This window comes from Pseudomonas sp. TH34, from assembly GCF_016650865.1.
GTDB lineage: Bacteria > Pseudomonadota > Gammaproteobacteria > Pseudomonadales > Pseudomonadaceae > Aquipseudomonas > Aquipseudomonas yamanorum.
This window is the reverse complement of record NZ_JAEKFB010000012.1, coordinates 110,619-136,127: the sequence shown is the minus strand read 5'-3', so window position 1 is coordinate 136,127 and position 25,509 is coordinate 110,619. Positions and strand designations below refer to the sequence as shown.

The 25,509-nt window shown below is 59.7% G+C and carries 19 protein-coding genes and 1 pseudogene; 5 read left to right on the top strand and 15 right to left on the bottom strand.

Annotated elements, in window-relative coordinates:
* Nucleotides 1-64: 64 nt before the first annotated feature.
* The 3 genes from JFU58_RS32215 to JFU58_RS08795 are packed head-to-tail and all read right to left on the bottom strand — an operon-like array spanning nucleotide 65 to nucleotide 3,009.
* Nucleotides 65-997, bottom strand: coding sequence for an ATP-binding cassette domain-containing protein (locus tag JFU58_RS32215; protein ID WP_242488239.1), 933 nt, complete (start codon nucleotides 995-997; stop codon nucleotides 65-67).
* Nucleotides 952-1,782 (bottom strand): ABC transporter transmembrane domain-containing protein, encoded by an 831-nt coding sequence (locus JFU58_RS32210; protein WP_242488238.1) that lies wholly within the window; start codon nucleotides 1,780-1,782, stop codon nucleotides 952-954. Before JFU58_RS32210 ends, JFU58_RS32215 begins: the two co-directional genes overlap by 46 nt.
* Nucleotides 1,783-1,818: 36 nt before the next feature.
* On the bottom strand, nucleotides 1,819-3,009 hold the full coding sequence (locus tag JFU58_RS08795) for a YcaO-like family protein (protein WP_235616454.1): 1,191 nt from the start codon (nucleotides 3,007-3,009) through the stop codon (nucleotides 1,819-1,821).
* Between the two features lie 1,019 nt (nucleotides 3,010-4,028).
* Here JFU58_RS08795 and JFU58_RS08790 point away from each other — a divergent pair.
* The gene (locus JFU58_RS08790; RefSeq protein ID WP_063029413.1) at nucleotides 4,029-8,888 is read left to right on the top strand and encodes an NAD-glutamate dehydrogenase; all 4,860 of its coding nucleotides are present in this window, start codon (nucleotides 4,029-4,031) and stop codon (nucleotides 8,886-8,888) included.
* Nucleotides 8,889-8,975: 87 nt separating this feature from the next.
* Here JFU58_RS08790 and JFU58_RS08785 read toward each other — a convergent pair.
* The 3 genes and pseudogenes from JFU58_RS08785 to JFU58_RS08775 form a co-directional block, all read right to left on the bottom strand.
* A pseudogene (locus JFU58_RS08785) lies at nucleotides 8,976-9,658 on the bottom strand (GntR family transcriptional regulator).
* A gap of 17 nt (nucleotides 9,659-9,675) precedes the next feature.
* Nucleotides 9,676-10,380: a FadR/GntR family transcriptional regulator gene (locus tag JFU58_RS08780; RefSeq protein WP_063029417.1), complete on the bottom strand. Its 705-nt coding sequence runs from the start codon at nucleotides 10,378-10,380 to the stop codon at nucleotides 9,676-9,678.
* 158 nt (nucleotides 10,381-10,538) lie between these two features.
* Nucleotides 10,539-11,849 carry a C4-dicarboxylate transporter DctA gene (locus JFU58_RS08775; protein WP_093209172.1) on the bottom strand — a complete coding sequence of 437 codons (1,311 nt, stop codon included), beginning with the start codon at nucleotides 11,847-11,849 and terminating at the stop codon, nucleotides 10,539-10,541.
* A gap of 232 nt (nucleotides 11,850-12,081) precedes the next feature.
* Here JFU58_RS08775 and JFU58_RS08770 point away from each other — a divergent pair, with 232 nt between their 5' ends.
* Entirely contained in the window at nucleotides 12,082-12,711 is a 630-nt protein-coding gene (locus tag JFU58_RS08770) for a DNA-3-methyladenine glycosylase I (protein WP_177070984.1), read from the top strand.
* 73 nt (nucleotides 12,712-12,784) lie between these two features.
* Here JFU58_RS08770 and JFU58_RS08765 read toward each other — a convergent pair whose 3' ends face one another.
* The 9 genes from JFU58_RS08765 to JFU58_RS08725 all read right to left on the bottom strand — a co-directional run bounded on the left by JFU58_RS08765 (nucleotide 12,785) and on the right by JFU58_RS08725 (nucleotide 21,561).
* Complete coding sequence (locus JFU58_RS08765; RefSeq protein ID WP_003210770.1) at nucleotides 12,785-13,186, bottom strand: cupin domain-containing protein; 402 nt, start codon at nucleotides 13,184-13,186, stop codon at nucleotides 12,785-12,787.
* Between the two features lie 83 nt (nucleotides 13,187-13,269).
* Nucleotides 13,270-14,703 (bottom strand): MocR-like pyridoxine biosynthesis transcription factor PdxR, encoded by a 1,434-nt coding sequence (gene pdxR, locus JFU58_RS08760; RefSeq protein WP_201140285.1) that lies wholly within the window; start codon nucleotides 14,701-14,703, stop codon nucleotides 13,270-13,272.
* A gap of 59 nt (nucleotides 14,704-14,762) precedes the next feature.
* The gene (locus tag JFU58_RS08755) at nucleotides 14,763-15,530 is read right to left on the bottom strand and encodes an SDR family oxidoreductase (RefSeq protein WP_201140284.1); all 768 of its coding nucleotides are present in this window, start codon (nucleotides 15,528-15,530) and stop codon (nucleotides 14,763-14,765) included.
* 19 nt (nucleotides 15,531-15,549) lie between these two features.
* A complete protein-coding gene (locus JFU58_RS08750) occupies nucleotides 15,550-16,617 on the bottom strand; it encodes a phosphotransferase family protein (protein ID WP_177026411.1) in 1,068 nt (355 codons plus the stop codon).
* A 130-nt stretch (nucleotides 16,618-16,747) separates the two neighbouring features.
* Nucleotides 16,748-18,604: a pilus assembly protein TadG-related protein gene (locus tag JFU58_RS08745; protein ID WP_063029428.1), complete on the bottom strand. Its 1,857-nt coding sequence runs from the start codon at nucleotides 18,602-18,604 to the stop codon at nucleotides 16,748-16,750.
* A 90-nt stretch (nucleotides 18,605-18,694) separates the two neighbouring features.
* A complete protein-coding gene (locus JFU58_RS08740; protein WP_093209196.1) occupies nucleotides 18,695-19,645 on the bottom strand; it encodes a 2-hydroxyacid dehydrogenase in 951 nt (316 codons plus the stop codon).
* Between the two features lie 131 nt (nucleotides 19,646-19,776).
* Complete coding sequence (locus tag JFU58_RS08735; protein WP_177026414.1) at nucleotides 19,777-20,313, bottom strand: cysteine hydrolase family protein; 537 nt, start codon at nucleotides 20,311-20,313, stop codon at nucleotides 19,777-19,779.
* 215 nt (nucleotides 20,314-20,528) lie between these two features.
* Entirely contained in the window at nucleotides 20,529-21,125 is a 597-nt protein-coding gene (locus JFU58_RS08730) for a TetR/AcrR family transcriptional regulator (RefSeq protein ID WP_093209205.1), read from the bottom strand.
* Nucleotides 21,126-21,177: 52 nt separating this feature from the next.
* Nucleotides 21,178-21,561 carry a tautomerase family protein gene (locus JFU58_RS08725; RefSeq protein ID WP_063029436.1) on the bottom strand — a complete coding sequence of 128 codons (384 nt, stop codon included), beginning with the start codon at nucleotides 21,559-21,561 and terminating at the stop codon, nucleotides 21,178-21,180.
* Nucleotides 21,562-21,814: 253 nt separating this feature from the next.
* Between JFU58_RS08725 and JFU58_RS08720 the strand changes: the two genes are divergently transcribed.
* From JFU58_RS08720 to JFU58_RS08710, 3 genes are all read left to right on the top strand, one after another.
* Complete coding sequence (locus JFU58_RS08720; protein WP_008433015.1) at nucleotides 21,815-23,092, top strand: serine/threonine transporter; 1,278 nt, start codon at nucleotides 21,815-21,817, stop codon at nucleotides 23,090-23,092.
* Between the two features lie 166 nt (nucleotides 23,093-23,258).
* Nucleotides 23,259-23,876, top strand: coding sequence for a ParB-like protein (locus tag JFU58_RS08715; RefSeq protein WP_201140283.1), 618 nt, complete (start codon nucleotides 23,259-23,261; stop codon nucleotides 23,874-23,876).
* Nucleotides 23,866-25,500, top strand: a complete 1,635-nt coding sequence (locus JFU58_RS08710) for a SulP family inorganic anion transporter (RefSeq protein WP_063029442.1) — start codon at nucleotides 23,866-23,868, stop codon at nucleotides 25,498-25,500. The genes JFU58_RS08715 and JFU58_RS08710 overlap by 11 nt, the downstream gene beginning before the upstream one ends.
* Nucleotides 25,501-25,509: the final 9 nt, after the last annotated feature.

Sequence of the window (25,509 nt, the reverse complement as noted above, 5' to 3'; positions counted from 1 at the left end):
AGGGCGAAGCAGGGCAATTGTGCCATTGCGGCGAATTTTGTGCTGCATCGTGTATGAGGGGTTCCTAGCTGTTGCCGGTTTGGTTTTCCAGATCAAAGTCACTTAACAGCGTCAAGATCGACGTTTTGTTAGCCAACTCGCTCCAAGGGCCTTGATCAATGATTGCTCCGTTTGACATGACAATAACCTGATCAAAACGGTGCAGGTGGCGGACATCATGTGTGACGCATATCAATCCGCGTTTGCCGAAGGTATCGAACAGCAGATCCCACACAGGCGTGGCCAGTTTTTGTTCGATGGACGCGCTGGGTTCATCGAATAAATTGAATTCCCCGGGCCTGTTGACGAGGCGCAGCAGGGACAGACGCTTTGCTTCGCCTCCTGAAATATTGGACGCGTTTTCGCTGAGGCTGCGGTTTAAAACGATTTCTTCCAGGTTCAGTTGCTCAATTGCGTGGTTCAAGTGTGGCGAGGGGGGGATTCCAAACAGTACGGAGTGATCAAAGTAGCCTTCCAGGAACTGGGGCGACTGGGGGCAATACCTCAGGTACCTCAAATGCGCTTGGGCACTCAGTTCGCAAATGGGCTTGTCGTCGATAAGCAACCTGCTTGTCAGTGAGGGGTTCAAGCCTGCCAGCACTTCCAGCAAGGTAGATTTCCCCGCTCCACTTGGCCCAGTGATGGCAACTGACTGACTTTGGGTAAATTCGATGGCTGTCTTGATGGTCAAGCGGATGGAGCTGGTGCCAGTCACGATGCAGGGATTAAGTATTAACGTTGATTTGGGCTGTAGGGGTATTTCGAGTTGGCCGTTGTCGTCGCCAAAATTTGGTAACGACAGTAGGTGCAGGAGTCGGCGCTGGTCTGCGAGAAATTGATCCAGTACCCGGTAGCCTTCTGTAAGCGCAGTAATGTTGATTAAGAAGCTGCCAGCGATTGAGAATGTCGCAACTAATTGCCCAAGACTAATAATGGGTTGTCCTGAAAGCTGATCCAATACCCCCAGCCAAGTAGCCCTCCGGTGGCAAGGCTGATGAATAGGATCTTTATACCGTTTAAAAAACCGCCGGAGCTTGTAACCGTTACCGCGGCATTGGCGTATTGGGTGAAAGCTTCCTTCAAAGGGTGTGTGGCAGTGTGTTCTGCTCCTTCCAGTTTTATAGACTTCCCCGAGTTTAAAGTGTTGAACAGAATGGCACCCAGCTCATCTTCTTGTTCGTTGATCCTGTCAATGTGTTTTCTCCGCCATCTTATAATTTTGTGGGCTGTAAAAAGATAGATAGCACTCAGGCCGATCACAGCGAGGAACACTCCGCTACCACCCATATACAAAAAGGCTCCCCCAACAATTAGCAACTCCAGGCACATAGGAAACGCGACAGTGACGAAAAACGTAAGCAATTTTTCATGAGCCGTGATTCCGCGTTCCACAGACTTTATGAAGTGGCCAATGCGCCATGAGCTAAAGTGATGAAAGTCTTTGTGCAGTAATTGCCCGATCCAATTGATTGAAGCATCTCTTACGATTTGTTGGATTAGTTTGGATAATAGGAATATTTGCGCAGGGTTTACTAAGGCCTGAATGCATCCGGCCAGAATGAAGCCTGCAATCAGTATGAATAAGGTGTTCATTGTTGGCTGGTTGTTGCTAAGTGCGTCTACGACTTTTCCTAGCAGTAAAGGTGGTGCGAGCGCTATAAGTTTAAGCCCTATTGTGGTAAGGATGGTAGACGTAAGCAGAGCTGTATGCTGTTTGCATGCTATTTTAACAAGTGTTTGCATTTGGTCGCCTATAGGCATTCTTAGCTGCATTCATACTTATAGTGTAGGGGTGGGGCAGCTGAGTAGAGTGTGCTGGGGTGCTACCAAGTTTCCACTTCTAATAATGTTGAAGCGCTCAAGGCTGGGGATGTAGATTTGTATAACGCTACAGCCGTTGGCAAACTTGGTGAGTGTTCTGAAGAATATTTTCTTTCCGTCATTGGAAAGGCTGTTTTGTAATATTTGCAGCTGATGCGGAACGCTTGCTGAGAATTGTTTGTGTTGATGTTTGATGAGGGGCAGTCTCAAGTTCTTTATTGAGGAGAACTCAATGAGATGTTTGAGCTTTTCTGAGCTAGACAGCAGCTCCAGGGTTTTCTTGTCCAGCTCTTCTCCTGCAGAGTCATACAGTTCGTTTGCTTGGAATTGCTCCGTCACCGCTCGCTGCAAAGCTACGTTAACGTCCAGCGAGCAACCTGAGCCAACAGATGCAATATGTAGATCGCCTGCGCCTGCTCTGGGGAAAGCTGCTGCAAAATAAACGCCTAAAAAATCTTTAATGACCACGATCTGGAGACGTTGGGCAGATTTTATTGCATACGGATTGTTATGTAGTGCCATCGCAAGGAGGGATGCGGACGGGGAGTATAAATTTATGGGTGGGCCGATTTTGCAAATTGCCATATAAAAAAGCGATAGAATGTGCCGCTCAATGACTTCGAGAATGCCGTGCAAGAGGGCCTCGTCTTCCGTACATCCGAATGCCATACCTGAATTGGATGAGTAACGGGCTAGAAAATTTAAGTGTGAGTTTCCTTTGGGACGTTTGTATTTGGCGATGGCTGGGCAGAGGAGCGCGTGTGGGACTAATAATTTTTCCTTTTTATCAAGGGTTGTGAGCGTTAAGCATTCAAGAGGCTCCTTGATTTGAGAGCAGTTGAAGAGTAAACCGTCGAATTTTGCCGGCGCTTGTGCAGCAATTACCTTGCAGTGACACGTCGTAATACCAAGGACGATTGGTTGGCCCGCGACAAGGTGTTCTAAGCTTTCAGCGAGTGCTCCAATAAGTGATTCGGGTCCTTTGCCTGCGCCCGATGCGACTAGTTGGCTATTTGCGTCGTACAGTTCCGTCGTCGCTACTAGGTTTTCTTTGTTTGCATACTGCGTAATCGCAGTTAGGCCAAGACTATGAATGGTCTCTTTTATTTTTGATAGAGCATTGGTTGGGCTTAGTTCTCGTTCTGACATGCTTACCTCGTTATTTTTGAATGCCGAAAGGATTTCCTTTCGGCATTTTTTAGCGGGTGCTTCATTTGTATGGAATGTCAGTTTGTGAGTGTGGCGAAGAAGTGGGCCTCGGTCGCTAGTAAGATTTCGGATGCGCCTGCGTTTTGCGGAAAGCCAGTCGGGATGGTTATTTCGGAGCGTTTATTACCCATTTCAATCACCTCGTTTCTATTTTGAATTAGAGGCACTCGATAGTGAGTTCCCCACTTGCGCGTAATTTCGCAAGTGATCAATTAATAGCAGTGGCCCTACCTCGATTCAATTGGTGTGAAGGCGCGAGCGTCCTGTGTTTGTGTAGGAATTATCTCGTCGGGGCGTGGGATGATAGTTGTCTATGTTTGATTTTTTGGCTTAGCTGCGGTTGTACGCAGCTGTTTCAATGGTTTGTGATGTTTATGGTTTTGTGAAAGGTAGGCAAACTAAGAGCGGTTCGACAAATCACTCATTTAGCTTTTGATGTGATTGGGAGTTCAGCCTCTCTATTGAGAAGGGGGGACCACCGAGAATTTACCCTGATGATTCACTTTCTCAGGAGGCGCGCGGCATGCTGCGAAAATCCTGCGAATTTTGTGCTGCATCGTGTGTCAGACCTTTTGGCATGACCTGGCGGGCTACATCAGTCATTTCCGATACTCGGCGCCCCGGGATTTCTCTGAAAAACACCCGGTTGCCCAAGTCGCAACCCGCCAGCAGCGTGCCGATGACCGAATATGTCGCAGCGTCGCAAGCAGCCTGCTTCCTACACTCGTTAAGCTGCGCAACGGATGTGCCCTGCCGGGAGTCTGACCTGCCCGTCGTACCGTCACCTGGCAAGGTGCGCATCTTATGGAAGTTGAATGTGACCTCATTGTCTTGTCCAGCTTCACCCACCTGTCACTCTGAATTCGTTACTGTAGACCGCGAACAGAGCTGACGGTCTCCCCGCAAGGGGATAACACGCGACGCTTCCATCAATAACAAGCCCAAGCGGAGTACCACAGATGGCGTTCTTCACCGCAGCCAGCAAAGCCGACTTCCAGCACCAACTGCAAGCGGCACTGGCGCAGCACATCAGTGAACAGGCACTGCCACAAGTGGCGCTGTTCGCTGAACAATTTTTCGGCATTATTTCCCTGGATGAACTGACCCAGCGTCGCTTGTCCGACCTGGCCGGTTGCACCCTGTCTGCCTGGCGCCTGCTTGAGCGCTTTGATCACAACCAACCGCAAGTGCGGGTCTACAACCCCGATTACGAACGTCATGGCTGGCAATCGACCCACACCGCGGTCGAAGTGCTGCACCACGACCTGCCATTCCTGGTGGACTCGGTACGTACCGAGCTGAACCGCCGTGGCTACAGCATCCATACCCTGCAAACCACCGTGCTCAGCGTGCGTCGTGGCAAGAAGGGCGAGTTGCTGGAAATCCTGCCGAAAGGCACCCAGGGCGAAGACGTTCAGCAAGAATCGCTGATGTACCTGGAAATCGACCGTTGCGCCAACGCCGCCGAGCTGAGTGTCCTGAGCAAGGAGCTTGAGCAGGTACTGGGCGAAGTGCGCGTTGCAGTCGCCGATTTCGAACCGATGAAAGCCAAGGTCCAGGAGCTGCTGGCCGGTATCGACGCCAGCTCTTATGTGATCGACGGCGAAGAGAAAGCCGAGATCAAAAGCTTCCTGGAGTGGTTAGTAGGCAACCACTTCACTTTCCTCGGCTATGAAGAGTTTGTGGTACGTGACGAGGCGGATGGCGGTCATATCGAATATGACACCCACTCGTTCCTCGGTCTGACCAAGCTGCTGCGCCCGGGCCTGACGGCCGATGACCTGCGCATCGAAGACTACGCAGTGAACTACTTGCGTGAGCCGGCTGTGCTGTCGTTCGCCAAGGCTGCTCACCCAAGCCGCGTACACCGTCCGGCCTACCCGGACTACGTGTCGATCCGCCAGATCGATGCCGACGGCAAGGTCGTCAAGGAATGCCGCTTCATGGGCCTCTACACCTCCTCGGTGTACGGCGAAAGCGTGCGAGTGATTCCTTACATCCGTCGCAAGGTTGCGGAAATCGAACGTCGTTCGGGCTTCCAGGCCAAGGCGCACTTGGGCAAGGAACTGGCCCAAGTGGTCGAGGTACTGCCCCGTGATGATCTGTTCCAGACCCCGGTGGACGAGCTGTTCAGCACCGTGATGTCGATCGTGCAGATCCAGGAACGCAACAAGATCCGCGTGTTCCTGCGCAAAGACCCGTACGGTCGCTTCTGCTACTGCCTGGCCTACGTGCCGCGGGACATCTATTCCACCGAAGTGCGCCAGAAGATCCAGCAAGTCCTGATGGACCGCCTGAAAGCTTCGGACTGCGAGTTCTGGACCTTCTTCTCCGAGTCCGTACTGGCTCGCGTGCAGTTGATCCTGCGGGTAGACCCGAAGAACCGCCTGGACATCGACCCGCTGCAACTGGAAAAAGAAGTGGTGCAGGCCTGCCGCAGCTGGCAGGACGACTACTCCAGCCTGGTGGTGGAAAGCTTCGGCGAAGCCCACGGCACCAACGTGCTGGCGGACTTCCCGAAAGGCTTCCCGGCCGGCTATCGCGAGCGTTTTGCGGCGCATTCGGCCGTGGTCGACATGCAGCACTTGCTCAGCCTCACCGAAGCCAACCCGTTGGTAATGAGCTTCTACCAGCCATTGGGCCAGGTTTCCGGTCAGCGCGAGTTGCACTGCAAGCTGTATCACGCCGACACCCCGCTGGCACTGTCCGACGTACTGCCGATCCTGGAAAACCTCGGCCTGCGTGTACTGGGTGAGTTCCCGTACCGCCTGCGTCATGCCAATGGCCGCGAGTTCTGGATTCACGATTTCGCGTTCACCGCCGCCGAAGGCCTGAACCTCGATATCCAGCAGCTCAACGACACCCTGCAGGACGCGTTCGTGCACATCGTCAATGGCGATGCCGAGAACGATGCGTTCAACCGCCTGGTGCTGACCGCCGGCCTGCCTTGGCGCGATGTGGCGCTGCTGCGAGCCTACGCCCGTTACCTGAAGCAGATTCGCCTGGGCTTCGACCTGGGTTACATCGCCAGCACCCTGAACAACCACACCGACATCGCCCGCGAGTTGACCCGGTTGTTCAAGACCCGCTTCTACCTGGCGCGCAAGCTGACGGCCGAAGACCTGGAAGACAAGCAGCAACGTCTGGAGCAAGCGATTCTCACGGCCCTGGACGACGTTCAGGTGCTCAACGAAGACCGCATCCTGCGTCGCTACCTGGACCTGATCAAGGCTACCTTGCGGACCAACTTCTACCAGGCGGATGCCAACGGTCAGAACAAGTCGTACTTCAGCTTCAAGTTCAACCCGCACGCCATTCCAGAATTGCCGAAGCCGGTGCCGAAGTTTGAAATCTTCGTTTACTCGCCACGGGTTGAAGGCGTGCACCTGCGCTTTGGTAACGTCGCTCGCGGTGGCCTGCGCTGGTCCGACCGTGAAGAAGACTTCCGCACTGAAGTATTGGGCCTGGTAAAAGCCCAGCAAGTGAAAAACTCGGTGATCGTGCCGGTGGGCGCCAAGGGCGGCTTCCTGCCGCGTCGTCTGCCATTGGGCGGCAGCCGGGACGAGATCGCGGCCGAGGGCATCGCCTGCTACCGCATCTTCATTTCCGGCCTGCTGGACATCACCGACAACCTGAAAGACGGCGTCCTGGTGCCTCCGTTGAACGTGGTGCGCCACGACAACGATGACCCGTACCTGGTAGTAGCAGCGGACAAGGGCACAGCGACCTTCTCCGACATCGCCAACGGCATCGCCATCGACTATGGCTTCTGGCTGGGTGACGCGTTCGCTTCCGGCGGTTCTGCCGGTTACGACCACAAGAAAATGGGCATCACCGCCAAGGGCGCGTGGGTGGGTGTGCAGCGTCACTTCCGTGAGCGCGGCATCAACGTCCAGCAAGACAGCATCACCGTGGTGGGCGTGGGCGACATGGCCGGCGACGTGTTCGGCAACGGCCTGTTAATGTCCGACAAGCTGCAACTGGTTGCGGCCTTCAACCACCTGCACATTTTCATCGATCCAAACCCGACCCCGGCCAACAGTTTCGCTGAACGTCAGCGCCTGTTCGACCTGCCGCGTTCGGCCTGGACCGACTACGACACCAGCATCATGTCGGAAGGTGGCGGTATCTTCTCGCGCAGCGCGAAGAGCATTGCCATCTCGCCGCAGATGAAAGAACGCTTCGACATCCAGGCTGACAAGCTGACCCCGACCGAACTGCTGAACGCCTTGCTCAAGGCGCCGGTGGACCTGTTGTGGAACGGCGGTATCGGTACTTACGTCAAGGCCAGCACCGAAAGCCACGCCGATGTGGGCGACAAGGCCAACGACGCCCTGCGCGTCAACGGCAACGAGTTGCGCTGCAAGGTGGTGGGCGAGGGCGGTAACCTCGGCATGACCCAATTGGGTCGTGTGGAATTCGGCCTCAATGGCGGCGGTTCCAACACCGACTTCATCGACAACGCCGGTGGTGTGGATTGCTCCGACCACGAAGTGAACATCAAGATCCTGCTCAACGAAGTGGTGCAGGCCGGCGACATGACCGACAAGCAGCGCAACCAGTTGCTGGCGAGCATGACCGACGAAGTCGGCAGCCTGGTGTTGGGCAACAACTACAAGCAAACCCAGGCCCTTTCCCTCGCTGCCCGCAAAGCCTTCGAGCGAGCGGCCGAGTACAAGCGCCTGATGAGCGACCTGGAAAGCCGTGGCAAGCTGGACCGCGCCATCGAGTACCTGCCTTCGGAAGATCAACTGACCGAGCGTGCCGCCACCGGCAAGGGCCTGACCCGTCCGGAGCTGTCGGTACTGATCTCCTACAGCAAGATCGACCTCAAGGAAGCGTTGCTCAAGTCTCTGGTACCGGATGACGACTACCTGACCCGCGACATGGAGACCGCGTTCCCGCCGAGCCTGGTGGCGAAGTTCTCCGAAGCCATGCGTCGCCATCGTCTGAAGCGCGAGATCGTCAGCACCCAGATCGCCAACGACCTGGTCAACCACATGGGCATCACCTTTGTTCAGCGGTTGAAAGAGTCCACCGGCATGAGCCCGGCGAACGTGGCCGGTGCTTACGTGATCGTGCGTGACATCTTCCACCTCCCGCACTGGTTCCGTCAGATCGAAGCCCTGGACCACCAGGTTTCGGCTGAAGTGCAACTGGCGTTGATGGACGAACTGATGCGCTTGGGCCGCCGTGCCACACGCTGGTTCCTGCGCAGCCGTCGCAACGAGCAGGATGCTGCCCGTGACGTCGCGCACTTCGGTCCGCACCTGGCGGCGTTGGGCCTCAAGCTCGACGAACTGCTGGAAGGTCCGACCCGCGAAGGCTGGCAGAACCGTTACCAGGCCTATGTCGAAGCCGGTGTGCCGGAGCTGTTGGCGCGCATGGTGGCAGGCACTACCCACCTGTACACCTTGCTGCCGATCATCGAAGCCGCTGACGTGACCGGTCAGAGCGCGGCGGACGTGGCCAAGGCGTACTTTGCCGTGGGCAGCGCCCTGGACTTGCCGTGGTACCTGCAGCAGATCAGCGATCTGCCGGTGGGCAACAACTGGCAGGCCCAGGCCCGCGAAGCCTTCCGCGACGACGTGGACTGGCAGCAACGGGCGATCACCATCAAGGTTCTGCAAATGGCCGATGCGCCAGAAGACATGGAAGCCCGCGTGGCGCTATGGCTTGAGCAGAACGCGAGCATGGTGGAGCGCTGGCGCGCGATGATGGTGGAGATTCGTGCTGCGGTCGGTACGGACTACGCCATGTACGCGGTAGCCAACCGTGAGTTGCTGGACCTGGCGATGAGCGGCCAGTCGGTGCTGTAATGGGTCTGACTGAGCGTTAAAACAAAAAGCCCGGTATCGAAAGATACCGGGCTTTTTTGTGTGCGCCATTTACAGGCTCGACAGCTGCTACGTGATAAGGAGCTTGGCTTCCAGATGGTCCAGATGTTGAGTCATTAAGGCTACGGCTTTGCCGGCATCGCCTTGCTCCACCGCATCCACAATCGCCATGTGTTCCTGCCATGCGCAATACGTGCAAGCCTTGGCCTCAAACTGCGCAATCGCCAATGAGGTGAGCGGCACCAGGCTGTTGAGAAATTGTGCCAGCGGGGCGTTACCCGCAATCGCCGCCAGTTGCAGGTGAAATTCCCCGGAAAGGCGAATCGCCGGGCCACGTTCGTCACGCTCGATGCAGTCGCGCTCCCGTGCGATCAACTCCCGCAGTTGGCGAATCTGCGCCGGTTTCGCCTGGGCACACGCCAACTGCACCACGGTGATTTCCGTCAGGCGTCGCGCCTCGAGAATCTGCTGGGTCCGTTGTGCATCCGGTGCCGCCACCTGGGCCCGATGGTTGGGCCGCAGGATGATCACTTGCTGGTGCGAAAGCCGCGCCAGCACTCGGCGAATCACGCTGCGGCTGACGCCAAAACTTTGCCCGAGGCTCTCCTCGGTAAAACGGCTGGCGGGGGCGATGCGTTGCTCGAGAATGGCGTCGAACAACGCCGGGTAGATGTCGTCCACCGAGAGTTTCGGCTTGCCCACCAGGCGCAACGGCGTAAAGGGGAAAGGGGGTGCAGGGCGTGAGCGGTCATGCGCGGTCTCCTGGAAGTCAGCTACCCAGATGGTCATCCGGGATGTTCAAGCGAATGCCCATGCGCAAGCCTTCCTGCAGGATGTGCCGGCGCATTTCGGCGCTGGCCAGGGCGCTGTTTTTGTTGCGGATCGCGCGCACCACGGCGTCGTTTTCCTGCAAGCGTTCCGCCAGGTGTTCGGGGGAGTTGCGCAGCACCTGGGCGCTTTGCTTGAGGGCGTTGCTGGTCTGTTGCACCACGTTCTGGAAGATCGGGTTGGAGGTCAGGGCGAACAGTTCTTCGTGGAACGCGATGTAAGCGTTCATCCCGGCTTCGCTGTCGCCGGCGTCGAGGGCTTCGCGCATGTCCATCAGGGTCAGGCGTAGTTGCCCGACTTCCTTGCTGCTGATGGATTGCGCCACTAAACCTACGATAAACGGCTCGAGGGTGTATCGCAGTTGCAGGATGTCTTCGAGGCTGGCATCGGCCACGCCGCTGTCCTGGGCCTGGGATTCGCTGAGGGTGGTTTCCAGCACCACCACGCCCTTGCCGGGCATGGAGCGCACCAGGCCGAGGGTTTCGAGCACGATCACTGCTTCGCGCAGGCTTGGGCGGCTGATGCCCATTTGCTCGGCCAGTTCACGCTGGCCGGGCAGCATCTCGCCGCGCCGCCACTGACCCCTCGCCAGGGCGGCGCGCAGTTTTTCTACCACTGAATTGACGACGGTTGAGGTGCTGATCACGTCTACGTCTCCTTGAAGTTGCAAATACGGTAGTGAATCCAGCGAAGGTCTATTGTGGGAGCTGGCTTGCCTGCGATGGCGATGTGTCAGCCACCCCATCATTTACTGATACACCGCCATCGCAGGCAAGCCAGCTCCCACATTGGATTTGTGTTGTCTTAGAACTCCTGGTGCGCCGGCAAGACCGGCTTCTTGGCCTGGAAGGCATACCCTTGTTGCCCGTCCAGCACCTTGTTGGCGCGCTGGATATCGATGTCTTTTTCCCAGCGGGCGATGGCCACGGTGGCGACGCAGTTGCCGATCAGGTTGGTCAGCGCCCGGCCAATGCCCATGAACCAGTCCACCGCCAACACCAGCACCAGGCCCACCACGGGAATGGCCGGGATTGCGGTCAGTGTCGCCGCCAGAATCACCAGTGCCGAGCCCGGAATCCCGTGGGCGCCCTTGGAGGTGATCAGCGACACCAGCAGGATGGTCAGCAGGTCGGTCATCGACAGCGGTGTGCCGGTGGCGTTGGCGATAAACACGATGGCCAGGGTCAGGTAGATCGAGAAACCGTCGAGGTTGAACGAGTACCCCGTCGGAATCACCAGGCCCACGGTGGAGCTGCCAATCCCGAGGTGCTCCAGTTTACGCATGATCTGGGGCAACACTGCGTCGGAGGAGGCAGTGCCCATCACGATCAACAGTTCTTCCCGCAGGTACTTGAGCAGCGGCATCATCCGCAGGCCCGAAAGGCGCATCACCAGGCCGAGAATCACCGCGACGAACAGGAAGCAGGTGAGGTAGAACAGGCCCACCAGGCTGCCCAGGTGTTGCAAGGAGTCCAGGCCATAAGTGCTGGTGGTGAAGGCGATGGCGCCGAACACGCCGATGGGTGCGAGGCGCACGATCATGCCCATGATGCGGAAGATCACGTGGCTCAACTCGTTGATCAACCGTGAGATCCCGGAAGCAGCTTCGCCCACCAGGTTCAGTGCGCTGCCGAACAACACGGAGAACAACAGCACTTGCAACACGTTGTTGTCCGCGAAGGCGCCGATCACCGAGTTGGGGATCAGGTCCATCAGGAACTGGCTGGTGCCCTTGATGTGCTGGCCTTTGTCGGCCAGTTCATTCAAGCCGGCAGACGACAGTTGTTCCAGGTGGATATTGGCGCCCGTGCCGATCCCGGTGCTGAAGGCCATGATCAGGCCGATCACCAGGGCCACGGTGGTCAGTGCTTCGAAGTAGATCACCGACTTGAGGCCGATGCGTCCGACTTTCTTCAAGTCGCCGGCGCCGGAAATACCGCTGACCACCACGCAGAATACGATCAGGCCAATCAGCATTTTGATCAGCTTGATAAAGCCGTCACCCAGGGGTTTGAGTTGCGAGGAGAATTCGGGGAGGGTGAGGCCGCAGATTATGCCGATCACCAGGCCAATCACGACTTGCAGGAAAATCGAACGCGAGCACCATCTGAGCATGGGAAGGATCTCTATTCGGTGCCCTGGTGGGTCCAGGGCTTAATTGTTGTGGTCTGACCGGTATGTCCAGTGCGGGGCCAGTCTACGCTCGGGATTTTTCAAGTCGCAAGTAAATATTACGTGGATCGCCGGTCCCGGTCTGACCAGTGGGTATGTAAGGTCTGTGCTTGAGCGGTTGGCGGCGGGAAATTTTTTTCGCTTATCATCCGCAGCTTGGGCAAACAGGTGAGCTATGGATATCCCGGGACTGACGACGGATGAGAACGGCCTGACGCGCTGCACATGGCGCACGGCAGCAGCGGAATACCCCGATTACCACGACCACGAATGGGGCGTGCCGGTGGCTGATGACATTGCGCTGTACGAGAAGATTTGCCTGGAGGGTTTTCAGGCGGGCATGGCGTGGATCACCATCCTGCGCAAGCGCGAGGCGTTTCGGCGGGCGTTCGAGGGCTTTGATTTTCGCCGGGTGGCGCAGTACACCGAGCAGGATATCGAGCGGCTGATGGCCGACCCGGGCATCGTGCGTAATCGCGCCAAGATCGTCTCCACCATCAACAACGCCCGGCGGGCCTGTGAGCTGGTGGATGAAACCGGATCGCTGGCGGCGTGGCTGTGGTCGTTTGAACCGTCCGCCGACGAGCGCCCGGCGCAGGTCGACCTGGCGTACTGGACGGCCAACCCGACCTCGGCCGCTTCAACACGCTTGTCCAAGGCCCTGAAAAAACGCGGCTGGAGCTACGTGGGGCCGACCACCATGTATGCGTTCATGCAGGCGATGGGCATGGTCAACGACCACCTTGAAGGCTGTGCCTGCCGGCCTCGAATCGAACACCTGCGCCACCACTTCAAACGACCCTGAGCCACTGACTGTGCGCGGTTAAAACTGTGGGAGCAGGCAAACCAGCTCCCACAGGAGAGGGCGGTGGCGCGGGTTAGTGTGGCAGCGGCGTGAGTACGTCGGCCTTGTCGTCCATCACCATCACCACCAGCAATTTGGCCGGTTGGGTCTGGCTGGCATTGCTCGATTCAAAGTGCCGCGAGCCAGCGGGTTCGTAGAACGATTGGCCGACCTTGTAGGTGATCGCCTTCTCATCGTTGACCCGCGAGGTGATTGCACCTTCCAGTACGTAGGCCACGGCAGTGCCGGTGTGGCTGTGGGGCACGGTGGCCTGGCCCGGCGCATAATCCACGGTGAGCATCACGGTTTTCTTGCCGGGGACGTTGGCCAGGGCGTGTTCCTGCAACACGTTGATCTTTTCCTGGTTGTACACCGGGTCGTGGGCAAAAGCGCTTAACGAGGCCAGCAGCAGGGTGGTGCCGAGCAGTACTTTCATGGTGAGGCTCCGAGTGAGTCGAGACCCGTTCACCCTAGGCCCCGATCCGGATTTGACCAATAGCCAATCCGGCGGAAATTCCCTCAGCCAATCTGTCGCAGGATATCCCGCACCACGTCCAGCGCCGGGTCAATGTCCAGGGTTTCGATCGCGCCAAACCCGATCTTCAGCCCCTCGCGTACCGGTGTGTCGTGGAAAAACACGCTCAGCGGATAGAGTCCCACGTCGGCCTCCCTCGCCCGTTGGATGAGCTGTGGAATATTCACCGGCACCTTGCACAGTGCGGCCAGATGGAACCCGGCCACGGTGGGGACCACGTTGAACCACGGCGAGAGGTCCCCCGCCAGGCGCTGCAGAATCCGTTCCCGGCGTCCGGTATACACCCCATGGCAGCGCCGAATGTGCTTGAGCAGGTAGCCTTCGCTGATGAACTTGGCCAGGGCCCATTGCGGCAGGGTGGAGCTGTGCTGGTCGGTCAGTTGCTTGGCCTTGAGCACCGCGCCGAAAATCGCCGGCGGCAACACCGTGTAGCCCAGGCGCAACTCCGGCAGCAGGGTTTTCGAGAAGGTCCCGACGTAGGCGACCACGCCGCGGGTGTCCATGCTTTGCAAAGAGTCGGTGGGGCGGCCCTCATAGCGGAATTCGCTGTCGTAGTCATCCTCGATCACGATGGCGCCCAGCGCCAGCGCACGTGCCAGCAACGCCTCACGGCGCGGCACGCTCATGGGCATGCCCAGGGGGAATTGATGGGACGGGGTCACGTAGATCAGCCGCGTGCCGTCGGGAATCAAGTCGACCCGCAGGCCGTGCTCGTCCACCGGCACGCCCACCACGGTCGCCCCCATGGCGTCGAACATCAGTCGCACCGGGGGGTAGCCGGGGTCTTCCATGGCGACGACGGTGCCCGGTTCCAGCACCACGCGGGCGATCAGGTCGAGTGCCTGCTGGGCGCCGTTGGTGACTACGATGTCGTCTTCACTGCACCTGACCCCACGGGAAAATGCGATATGCCCGGCGATTGCACTGCGCAGGGCCGGCAAGCCTTCCGGCCGGCTGTAGAAGCCGCTGTCCTGCGAGATACGGCGCAAGGCGTCGAGGGTGCAGCGCCGCCATTCATCCTGGGGGAACTGGCTGCGGGCTGTCGCGCCGCCGATAAAGTCCCGGCTCGGGCGGGTTTCACGGTTGGGGTGGCCCATGGGCGCGGGAAGGGCCTGCCACTTGGCGAGGTTGGCGGCGCAGGCGAGGTCGGCGGCACTTTGCAAGTGTTCGCGGCGCGTGGCCCAGGCGTTGACGAACGTGCCACGGCCGATCTTGCCGACCAACAACCCTTCGTAGGTCAGCGCCGCGTAGGTGTCTGAGACTGTCTTGCGCGACACGCCCAGTTGCAGGGCCAGCAGGCGGCTGGGAGGCAATTGCGACCCGGCCACCAGTTGTCCCGACTCAATGGCCGTGCGCAGTTGCTGGTAAAGCTGTTCGGCCAGGTCCTTGCGGCCCTTGATAACGACGTGCAGTTCCATGTTTCATCCAGAGGCAAGCAATCACCCGCAAGATTACCGCAAGTCACCCGCCAGCCGAATCAGGACAGGAAACCACCGTCCACGTTCAACGACACACCGGTGGTGTAGCTCGACGCATCGCTGGCCAGGTACAGCACCGCGCCGGCCATCTCGCTCGGGTCGGCCACGCGCTTGAGGGGGATCTGCGCCAGGGCCATTTTCAGGATCGAGTCGTTCTTCACCAGCGCCGAGGCGAATTTGGTGTCGGTCAGGCCCGGCAGCAGTGCGTTGCAGCGAATGCCGAACGGCGCGCATTCCTTGGCGAAGACTTTGGTCATGTTGATCACGGCGGCCTTGGTCACCGAGTAGATGCCCTGGAACACGCCCGGCGAAATCCCGTTGATCGAGGCCACGTTGATGATGCTGCCGCCGCCGTTTTCGCGCATCAGCTTGCCGGCTTCCACGGACATGAAGAAGTAGCCGCGAATGTTCACGTCGACGGTCTTCTGGAACGCGCCCAGGTCGGTGTCCAGCACGTTGCAGAACTGCGGGTTGGTGGCGGCGTTGTTGACCAGGATATCCAGGCGACCGAACTGTTCGCGGATCGCGGCAAACACGTTCGTGATCTGTTCCATTTCGCCGATATGGCAAGCAATGGCGGTGGCCTTGCCGCCGTCGGCGATGATCGCGTCGGCCACGTGCTGGCAGCTGTCGATCTTGCGGCTCGACACGATCACGTGGGCGCCTTGCTGGGCCAGCAACTTGGCGATAGCTTCACCGATACCGCGGCTGGCGCCGGAAACGAAAGCGATCTTGCCGTCGAGGTCGAACAGTTGAGTCTTGGACATGGTTTTTCCTTGAAGAGGGTCAGAGGGAAGACTGTTTGATGACGTTCAGGCTCATCTGCTCCAGCAGCTTGTTCATGTGAATGAACTGCGCAAAGCGTTTGTCCTGGGTCTGGCCATGGAAGAAGCGGTAGTAGATCTGCTGCACGATGCCGGCCAGGCGGAACAGGCCATAGGTGTAGTAGAAGTCGAAATTGTCGATCTGGATTCCGGAGCGTTCGGCGTAGTAGTCGACGAACTGGCGGCGGGTAAGCATGCCGGGGGCGTTGCTCGGCTGGCGGCGCATCAGTTGCACCGGCGCCGGGTCGGCTGCTTCGATCCAGTAGGCGAGGGTGTTGCCCAGGTCCATCAGCGGGTCGCCGAGGGTGGTCAGCTCCCAGTCCAGCACGCCGATGATCTGCATCGGGTTATGCGGGTCGAGGATCACGTTGTCGAAGCGGTAGTCGTTGTGGACGATGCTCGAGGTGGGGTGGTCGGCAGGCATCTTGTCGTTGAGCCAGGCACGCACGGCTTCCCAGCTCGGCGCGTCAGGGGTCAGGGCCTTTTCGTAACGGTCGCTCCAGCCGCGAATCTGCCGCGCCACATAACCTTCAGGCTTGCCCAGGTCGGCCAGGCCGCAGGCGCTGTAGTCGACCTGGTGCAGCTCGACAAACTTGTCAATAAAGCTTTTGCACAAGGCTTCGGTTTTCGTCGCGTCCAGGCCCAGTTCCGGCGGCAGGTCCGAGCGCAGGATGATCCCGTTGACCCGCTCCATCACGTAGAACTCGGCGCCGATCACCGACTCGTCGGTGCAATGCACGTAGGCCTTGGGGCAATACGGGAAACCGTCCTTGAGCTGGTTGAGAATCCGGTATTCGCGGCCCATGTCGTGGGCGGACTTGGCCTTGTGGCCAAAGGGCGGGCGACGCAGCACGAATTCCTGGCCGGGGTATTCCAGCAGGTACGTCAGGTTCGAGGCACCACCCGGGAACTGGCTGATTTTGACGTTGCCGCTCAAGCCCGGGATATGGGCCTTGAGGTAGGGATCGATGAGGCTGGCATCAAGTTCTTCGCCGGGGCGAATCTGGGTCGATTGGTCATTAAGCGCCATGCTTATCCCTTCTGCTTATTCTTAAGGCCTTGGACTATTGGCTAATCTAATGTGCGCGGCCGCCCAGCCACAAGGTTGGGGCGGCTTAATAGGTTAGCGTGTTGGCCGATGATCAGCGGGCTTGATGTGCTCAGATCACCAGAATTGCGCGCCCGCTGGGGTTGCAGGACAGGTTGGCACCGATTTCAACTTTTGCCAGGTCCACGCCCAGGCCGGTCAGCAGGTTGTTGACCAATGGGTCGAGGAGCGGGCTGAGCACGCCGGAGATAATGCTGGTGAGGAGATTGAGAACACCCGTCACCAGGCCGACCACCAGATTCAGCACCAACCCCAAGAGCCCGCCTTGTGTGGGTGGATGGTTGATCAACTGGATGCCACTGAGGGTGTTGCTCAAGCTGCCTACCACGTTACTGGAACTGAAGCTGAAGTAGTCAGGGGGCTGCTTCACCTCGGGCGGCGACATATAGGTGTGGTTCCTGGTGGTCTTGGCCACGCTGCTGTCGACTCGCAGGCTGATGCCGCCGACGGCGTAGGGTTGCCGAGGGTCACAAGCGCCCTTGCTGCAGGTTTGTATGCCCAGGTCGAGCAATGGAAACTCGTCGACGCTCAGCGGGGCGGTGGAGGAAAACAGGTTTTTCGGATCGATCTGGCCGACCATCAACCGCACGGCCGAAGTGGTACCCACCACCGACAACGATTTGTCCGTCGGCCCGTTGCAGCGAAAGCCGGTCACCTCGCTACTGCCACTGGCCGCTTCCAGGGCCACGTCGAGTTGGGTGCCGATTTTCGCGTCCAGGGAGCTGCCGAGCAATAACCCCAGCAGGCCTGTCACCCCGCCCACCACATCGTTCAGCACGCCGACCACGGGCAAGTTCACGGAGATCAGGGTCCTGACTTGTGCGGTCCTGACGTAGATCGGCTGGGTGGCGATCAGCTTCGGGTTGCCGATGGCGGATATCTGCGCCGGTTCAATGACCTTGGTCTTGACCGTGATGTTCAGTAACCCCAGTACATCCACCGGCAGCTCCACCGCCACGGCGTTGTACTTGTTCGACAGTTGCACAAACCCCTGGATCAGGTTGAACAGTTGCAGCTTAACGTCGAGGGCGCTCTTGTCGGTGCCGTTCTGGATGGTCAACAGGTCCCCCAGGTGCAGGATCTTGGTGCCGGGTGCAATCAGCTTGATCGCCTCCAGGTTGTTGATCACCACCTTGACCGCATCGCTCCCCAGCTTGAGTACGTCAATCGCGGCCTGGATCAAGTCGCCGACGCTGGCGTCGGTCTTGAGCAGTTCGTCGTAATTGCCGGCGCTGACATTCAGCCGGATGGCCAGGGCGTCGAGATAACTGAGCAGGCTGATGTTGGTGTTGATCAACCCCTCCCAGCCCACCGCGTTGAGTTGCAATTTGCCCCCCAGCAGGCCGCCGATCAGCGCGTTGAGCGCTGCGGACTTGGTGCTGTCCACGGTCAAGAGCGTGCTGCGAATGGTCAGCGTTGCCACCGGTGGTGCGGGGACGGCGGCCACGGCCACGGCCTGCAACCGGATGGTCGGTTCGAAAGGGCCAGGGGAGAACAGCATGAACAGGCCGTTGGCGATACTGGTGACAACGCGATGGGTGGCGATGACCTGGATCGCATCGGCCTTGGAGGGGTTGGGGCTGAAGGTGCGTATGAAGTCAGCCCCGGTGACCAGGGTGCCACAGGCGGTGGCCAGGGTGCGGTTGTCGTCGATCGGGAAGTCATTGCGGGTCGCGCTTTGAATCGCGAATTGCACGGCGTTGGTGTTCGGGGAGACGCAGGCGCCGCCGCGGGTCACCACTTCCAGTGCCGCGGTGTCGGCAACCCGTTGCAGCTTGCGCTTCTCCAGGTACAGCCGGCCGCTATCGACTACCAACAACATAAACAGCAGGGCGATGCCGAGAGTCATCGCGCCCATCAGTCCTATTGCGCCGCGTTGCCGGGCCGGGCCGAGTCCGTGGCAAACCATCCTGCGTTCCTTTGCCGGTCCAGTGCCGACGTCCTGAGCATCCCCGCAAGCAGTGTAGTCAGGATTTGGATGGTTGCTGGCTATTGGCTACTATTTTTTGGGTGGCAATGTCACGGGTGTCAGTACAGGGCGGCCGGCGAAGTATTCCAGCAGGTTGTCCGCCACGCGCTGCACGGTGTCGTGGGCGGCTTCCGGCGACAGGCCGGCGACGTGGGGCGTGAGTACGGTGTTGCTGAGGCGCTTGAGCGCATCGGGCACGTTGGGTTCATCGTCGAACACATCCAGTGCCGCGCCGCCGATGCGCCGTTGTTCCAGGGCGGCAATCAGGTCGGTGGTGACCACCACGCTGCCACGGCCGATGTTCACCAGGAAACCGTTGGGCCCCAGCGCGTCGAGGGCCTGGCGGTCGATCAAATGCCGCGTGCTGGCGCCGCCTGGCGTTGCGAGGATCAGGAAGTCCGAGGCCCGCGCCAGTTCCACGGCGGTGGCGCAGTAGGTGTAGTCCACATCATCGCGGGGCTGGCGATTGTGGTAACTCACCTCCATGCCGAAACCCAGGGCCGCGCGCTTGGCGATCTCCAGGCCGACGGCCCCCAGGCCAAGAATGCCCAGCTGTTTACCGGCCAGGGACGGGCGCATGATCTTGGGCCATTCGCTGCGCCGTATTGCCGCGTCTGCTCGGGGAATGTCCCGCACCAGGGACAGCAGCAGGGCCATGGCATGGTCCGCCACCGACGGTGCATTCACCCCGGCGCCATTGGTGACCACGATTCCACGGTTGCTGGCGGCTTGCAGGTCCACGTGTTCATACCCGGCGCCGATCACGCAGATGATCTCCAGTTGCGGCAGCGCGGCGATTTCCTCGGCGTACAGGCCCAGCGGGCCACGGGTCAGCACCGCCTGGATCTGCCCGCCATGGGTCTTGATGGCCTTGGCGCGTTCGGCCGGGGTCGGCGCGAGAATCACATGAAAGCCATTGCCTTCGATGATCGGCAGGTAGTCGTTGATGGTTTCAACCAGGACCAGAACGGTAACGGGCATGCGAGGGCTCTTCCTGAAGGGTTTGATGGCTTCAGTATGCGACATTTTTTCCGAATGAATCCCGCGTCAGGCGAAGAAAAATCCGACGCCCGCCGGGGATTGATACTCCGGCGGGCGTTCCAAGTGGGAGGTTAAAAGCCGATATCTTCCGCCTTCACGCGCCGCACAAATGCCCCGGCCAAGGTCGCGTTGTGGTGCTCGATAATCGATGCGGCCGATAACGCCGGAGTGTCCATGCAAGTATGGGCATCCTCCGGCAGCAGTACCGAGAACCCCAGTTCGACGGCCACCCGGCAGGTTGTGTCGATGCAGTACTGGGTTTTCATCCCGACGATCACCAGCTCATTCACCTGCGCCGCCGCCAGTTGCTGCGCCAGCTCGGTGCCGAGAAAACAGCTGGGCCGGGTTTTGTTGAAAACCGTGTCGCGAGCCCCATCAACCTCCAGCGCCGGCCATAGCTGCCAGAGCGGGCTGCCCACCTCGATGGGCGAGCCCGCAGGGCCGGTGTGACGTGCAGCGAAAACCGGCACGCCAGCGTGCCTGGCGCGCTGAATCAACTGGTTGATGCTGTCGAGTACGCGCTGGCGCTCGTAGGGTTTTTCCGGGCCGTCGTAGAGACCGGTCTGCATATCGATGACCAGCAGGGCGGGGCGCTTGATGTCAGGCATGTTACTGCTCCTTGTGGTTGCCATGGGCGGAGCAATAAAAAGGCCCCGTCCATTACTGGCGGGGCCTTGGGTAAAACCGGGTGGCTTAGATTGTGCGCCACTCACAGCTACCACACGACCCGCCGGAAGCGGTCGTGGTGGTGGTGCGGGTGAGGGCCAGCTGAAAAATGTTCATGGGCCGATCATGCTGGCGGTGGCGTTTGGCTGTCAACGCGTCAGCCGAGGTTTTTTTCCGGGATCAGCAGATTTCTGGCAGCTTCCAGGAATTCATCAGACAGGCCGCTGCCTTTAGTCGCACGGGCCAGGGTCATGGCACCGACCATCATTGCGTACTGGGCCATGGCAGCCTGCCGGTCACCTTCGGGGGTCCCGGTGGCCTGGGTGGCGCCCAGGATCCCCATCGACTCTTCGAGACCGCGGATGAAAGTGCGCTGCAACGCGCTGTCGGCAGCTTCGTGGCACATTTCCCCGGCGAAGGCCGCCACCGGGCAACTGTCTCCGGGGTTATCACGATTGACTGCCGTGAGGTAGGGATCAATCAATGCCAGGCGGGCGGTCTCGGGATCCGGACTTTGCTCGACCCTGGCCTGCCAGCGCAGGCTCGACTGTTCGAACGCCCGGTTGCAGGCTTCGGTGGCCAGCGCCTCGCGGGACTCGAAGTGCCCGTAGAAACCGCCATGGGTCAGCCCGGCAGCCGCCATCACGTCCGACACGCTGATGCCATGGATGCCCCGCTCGCGAAACAGCCGCGTGGCGGCCTCGACGATGATTTCGCGATTGAGTTCGGCTTGTTTGCGGGACACGCGTGGCATCGAGGGCTCTCTGAATCAGGTGGTGGCAGGGGGGGACGGCATCATAAAACGTTTAACTGGCGTACTGCGCAATCCCGTTGCCGAACGACCAGTTTTCCTTCTTGACTTCCACCAGGCTGATAAACACGTCTTCCAGACGCACCGCCAGTTCACGGTTCAAGCTCTCGGCGATGGTCTTGTACAACAGCTTTTTCTGCTCGGTGCTGCGGCCTTCGTTCAGGGTGATCTGGATGATCACCAGGTTGTCGCTGCGCTGGATGCCCAGGTACTCGGGATCATAGATGAAGTGGTGTTCATCGTGCTCGGTGAGGATCTGGAAATTGTCGTGTTCAGGCACGCCAATGGCCGTGTGCATGGCGTTGTAGATCAGCACGCCGACGCGCTTGGCGTAGGTGACGTCGGGGTTTTTCCGAAGGTCGATGCGCACGATGGGCATGGCGGTGATTCCAGTGAGGGGCGTGGCATTGAAAATACATGACAGCCGGAATTTATAAAATAGATTTTTAACGAAATCTAAAAAACACTGCTCATCAAACCTCTCCAATCATCTGCTCCGCACAACCATTCCTCAGCTAAGTCTTTGCTTCTTCAAGCGAATCCCGGACAATCGCGCCCCTGTTTCGGTCGTGGCGCTGCCTGTCAGGTTTTTCTGACTCGTCCCGACTGAGTGAATGCGGAGATCCGAACGGATGAATGATCAGGCCAATAGCGTCGACGAACGCTACGCAACGACACCTGCAACCCTCACAAGCTGGAGCCGCCAGGACACCACCTGGATGCTCGGCCTGTTCGGTACGGCCATCGGCGCCGGCACCTTGTTCCTGCCGATCAACGCGGGCCTTGGCGGTTTCTGGCCGTTGGTGATCCTCGCGCTGCTGGCGTTCCCGATGACGTTTTTCGCGCACCGTGGCCTGACCCGCTTTGTACTCTCGGGCCGTGAAGGCTCGGACATCACCGACGTGGTCGAGGAACACTTCGGCCTCAAGGCCGGTGCCGCGATCACCTTGCTGTACTTCTTCGCGATCTTCCCGATCCTGCTGATCTACAGCGTGGCGCTGACCAACACCGTCGGCAGCTTCATGGAGCATCAACTGCACATCGCGCCGCCGCCGCGGGCGATCCTGTCGCTGGTGCTGATCCTCGGCCTGCTGGCCGTGGTGCGTTGCGGCGAGCAGGTGATCGTCAAGGCCATGAGCCTGATGGTGTATCCGTTTATCGTTGCCTTGCTGTTCCTCGCCGTGTACCTGGTGCCGCACTGGAACGGCGGCATCCTCAGCACCGCGAGTACCGTGCCGGCCCCATCGGCGCTGCTGCACACCCTGTGGCTGGCGATTCCGGTGATGGTGTTCTCGTTCAACCACTCGCCGATCATCTCGGCCTTTGCGGTGGACCAGAAGCGCCAGTACGGTGAACACGCCGAGGAACGCAGCTCGCAGATCCTGTCGCGGGCGCACATCCTGATGGTGGTGATGGTGCTGTTCTTCGTGTTCAGCTGCGTCCTGACCCTGTCGCCGGCCCAACTGGCCGAAGCCAAGGCGCAGAACCTGTCGATCCTGTCGTACCTGGCGAACCACTTCAGCAACCCGACCATCGAATTCGCCGCGCCGCTGATTGCGTTTGTGGCGATTGCCAAGTCGTTCCTGGGCCACTACATCGGCGCCAGCGAAGGCCTCAAGGGCCTGGTGCTCAAAAGCGGTCGCCGCCCGGCTGCCAAGACCCTGGACCGCATGACGGCCGCCTTCATGCTGGTGGTGTGCTGGATCGTCGCTACCCTTAACCCGAGCATCCTCGGCATGATCGAGACCCTGGGCGGGCCGATCATTGCGTCGATCCTGTTCCTGATGCCGATGTACGCGATCCGCAAGGTGCCGGCGATGGCCAAGTACCGTGGCCAGGCGTCCAACGTGTTTGTGACGGCGGTCGGCCTGGTGGCGATCACCGCGTTGATTTACTCGCTGATGTCCTGATACGCAGGTCGTTGTGAGCAAGGCCGACTCGCCCATCAGGCGAGTCGGCCTTTTTGTGCCTGCAAACCCTCAGAGGCTGATAAGTATCAACGCCAGGCAGGCAATCACGGCTAAGCTTGTCGCGGGTGTCTGACAGGGCACGTCGAATTCTTACCTGGAGGTTGTCATGGCTCGCGCCCGCCCGCAGTTGATCACCGGCAAGCTGGAAAAGCTGCACCCCACCCAATTGACGGTGGGCCTCGCCGAGGTCGCGACCAAGCGCGACGCCTGGAAAAAGCTCAAACGCAAGGAGCGCGCGGCTGCACTCGACCAGCACTGGTTTCCCTGTGTGATTGGGCCGGACGAGCGTTACTACATCACCGACCATCATCACTTCGGCCTGGCGTTGTTGCAGGAAGAGGTCAAGAGCGTGTCGTTGCTGGTGCTCAAGGACCTGTCGTTTGTCGAGCGCACTACGTTCTGGAACGTCATGACCTTCAACCAATGGGTACATCCTTATGATGCGCGGGGTATTCGTCGCTCCTACGACGCGATTCCCCGACGGATTACGGAACTGCAGGACGATCCCTACCGCAGCCTTGCGGGCCTGCTGCGTACCGCTGGCGGCTACGCCAAGGACGCCGCGCCTTTCAGCGAGTTTCTCTGGGCCGACTTTTTCCGCAGCCGCATTGGCAGCGACCTGATCGGCGACCTGAGCCCCAAGTTGATGGGCAAGGCCATGACCCTGGCCCGCAGCCAGGAAGCCCGTTACTTGCCAGGATGGGTAGGCCCGATTGACCACTGAAACCCGACAGAACCGCGTCCAGGATTTGTTGGCCGGCCTGTCTATCGCCGGCTTGCTGCTGCCCGAGGCCGTGGCCTATTCCAGCATCGCGGCATTGCCGCCCCAGGCAGGGGTGATCGCCTTGTTCGCCGGGTTGCTGTGCTACGGCCTGTTCGGCACCAGCCGCTTCGCGATTGTCTCCGCCACATCATCCTCGGCGGCGGTGCTGGCGGCCGCTACGGCGACGTTGGCCGGGGGCGACCCGGCACTCAGGCTGAGCCTGGCAATGGGCCTGGTATTGGTGACCGGGGCGTTTTTCCTGTTGGCCGGGTTGCTCAAACTGGGCGGGTTGACCTCGTTTATCGCCAAGCCCGTGTTGCGTGGCTTTGCCTTTGGCCTGGCGCTGACCATCATCCTCAAACAGTTGGCCAGCGTGGTGGGGGTGCACCTGACCGATAACAACCTGATTCGCTTTCTGCCCCAACTCCTGGAGCAGCTGCCGCGCTGGAACTGGGCCGCCGCTGCCGTAGCGGGTGTCGCGTTGCTCCTGCTCTGGCTATGCGCGCGAATCAAGCGTCTGCCGGGCGGACTACTGGTGGTGATCCTCGGGATTGCCGCCGGCCAGTGGCTGGATTTACAGGCCCATGGCGTGGCGTTGATCGGTGTGATCGACCTGCGCCTGGAGTTCGCGCACCTTCCGGTGTTGCCGTTCGCCGACTGGCTGCGCCTGGGGGAATTGGCGTTTGCCATGGTGATGATTCTTTACGCCGAGTCCTACGGCTCCATCAGCGCGTTCGCCCTCAAGCACGGTGATCGCGTGTCATCCAACCGTGACTTGCTGGCGCTGGGGGCGGCCAACCTGTTGTCCGGGCTGTTCCAGGGCATGCCCACTGGCGCCGGTTATTCCGCGACGTCGGCCAACGAGGCGGCGGGAGCCAACTCCCGGCTGGCGGGCGCCGTGGCGGCATTGGTGGTGTTGGCGATCGTACTGACAGTGCTGCCCCTGGTGGCATTGACGCCGGAGCCGGTGCTTGCCGCCATCGTCATTTATGCCTTGGGCCGTGGCTTGAGCCTGCAGCCCCTGGGCCGCTATTTCTCCTGGCGGCGCGACCGGTTGCTAGTGATTTGCGCGGTAGCGGCGGTGTTGGTGCTCGGCGTGCTGGATGGCCTGCTGGTGGCGGTCGGGATCAGCGTGGTGTTGATGTTGCGCCAGATGTCGTCGGCGGATGTCCGCGAGTTGGGGCGCATTGACGGTGGGCATGATTTTGTCGACTTGCTGCATCACCCGAGCGCCGAACGGATTTCCGGTGTGCTGATCGTTCGGCCCAGTGAGGCGCTGTTCTTCGCGAATGCCGAGCGGGTGCTGGGGGCGGTGTTGAGCCTGATGCGGCACGCTACGCTACCGGTGCACACGGTGGTGCTCAGCCTGGAAGAATCACCGGACCTGGACGGCACCAGTATCGAGGCATTGCAGGCGTTTTTCGTACAAGTGCAAGGGGAGGGCAAGTGCCTGGTGCTGGCCCGCGTACGCCATGAGGCGCAGGAGGTGTTGCAGACATTGCCAGAGGCGTGTGCACCACAGGTGCTGATCAGTGGGTTGAGTGTTGATGGTGCGGTGCAACTCGCATTGCAGCCCGCCGCCTGAATGCAAAAA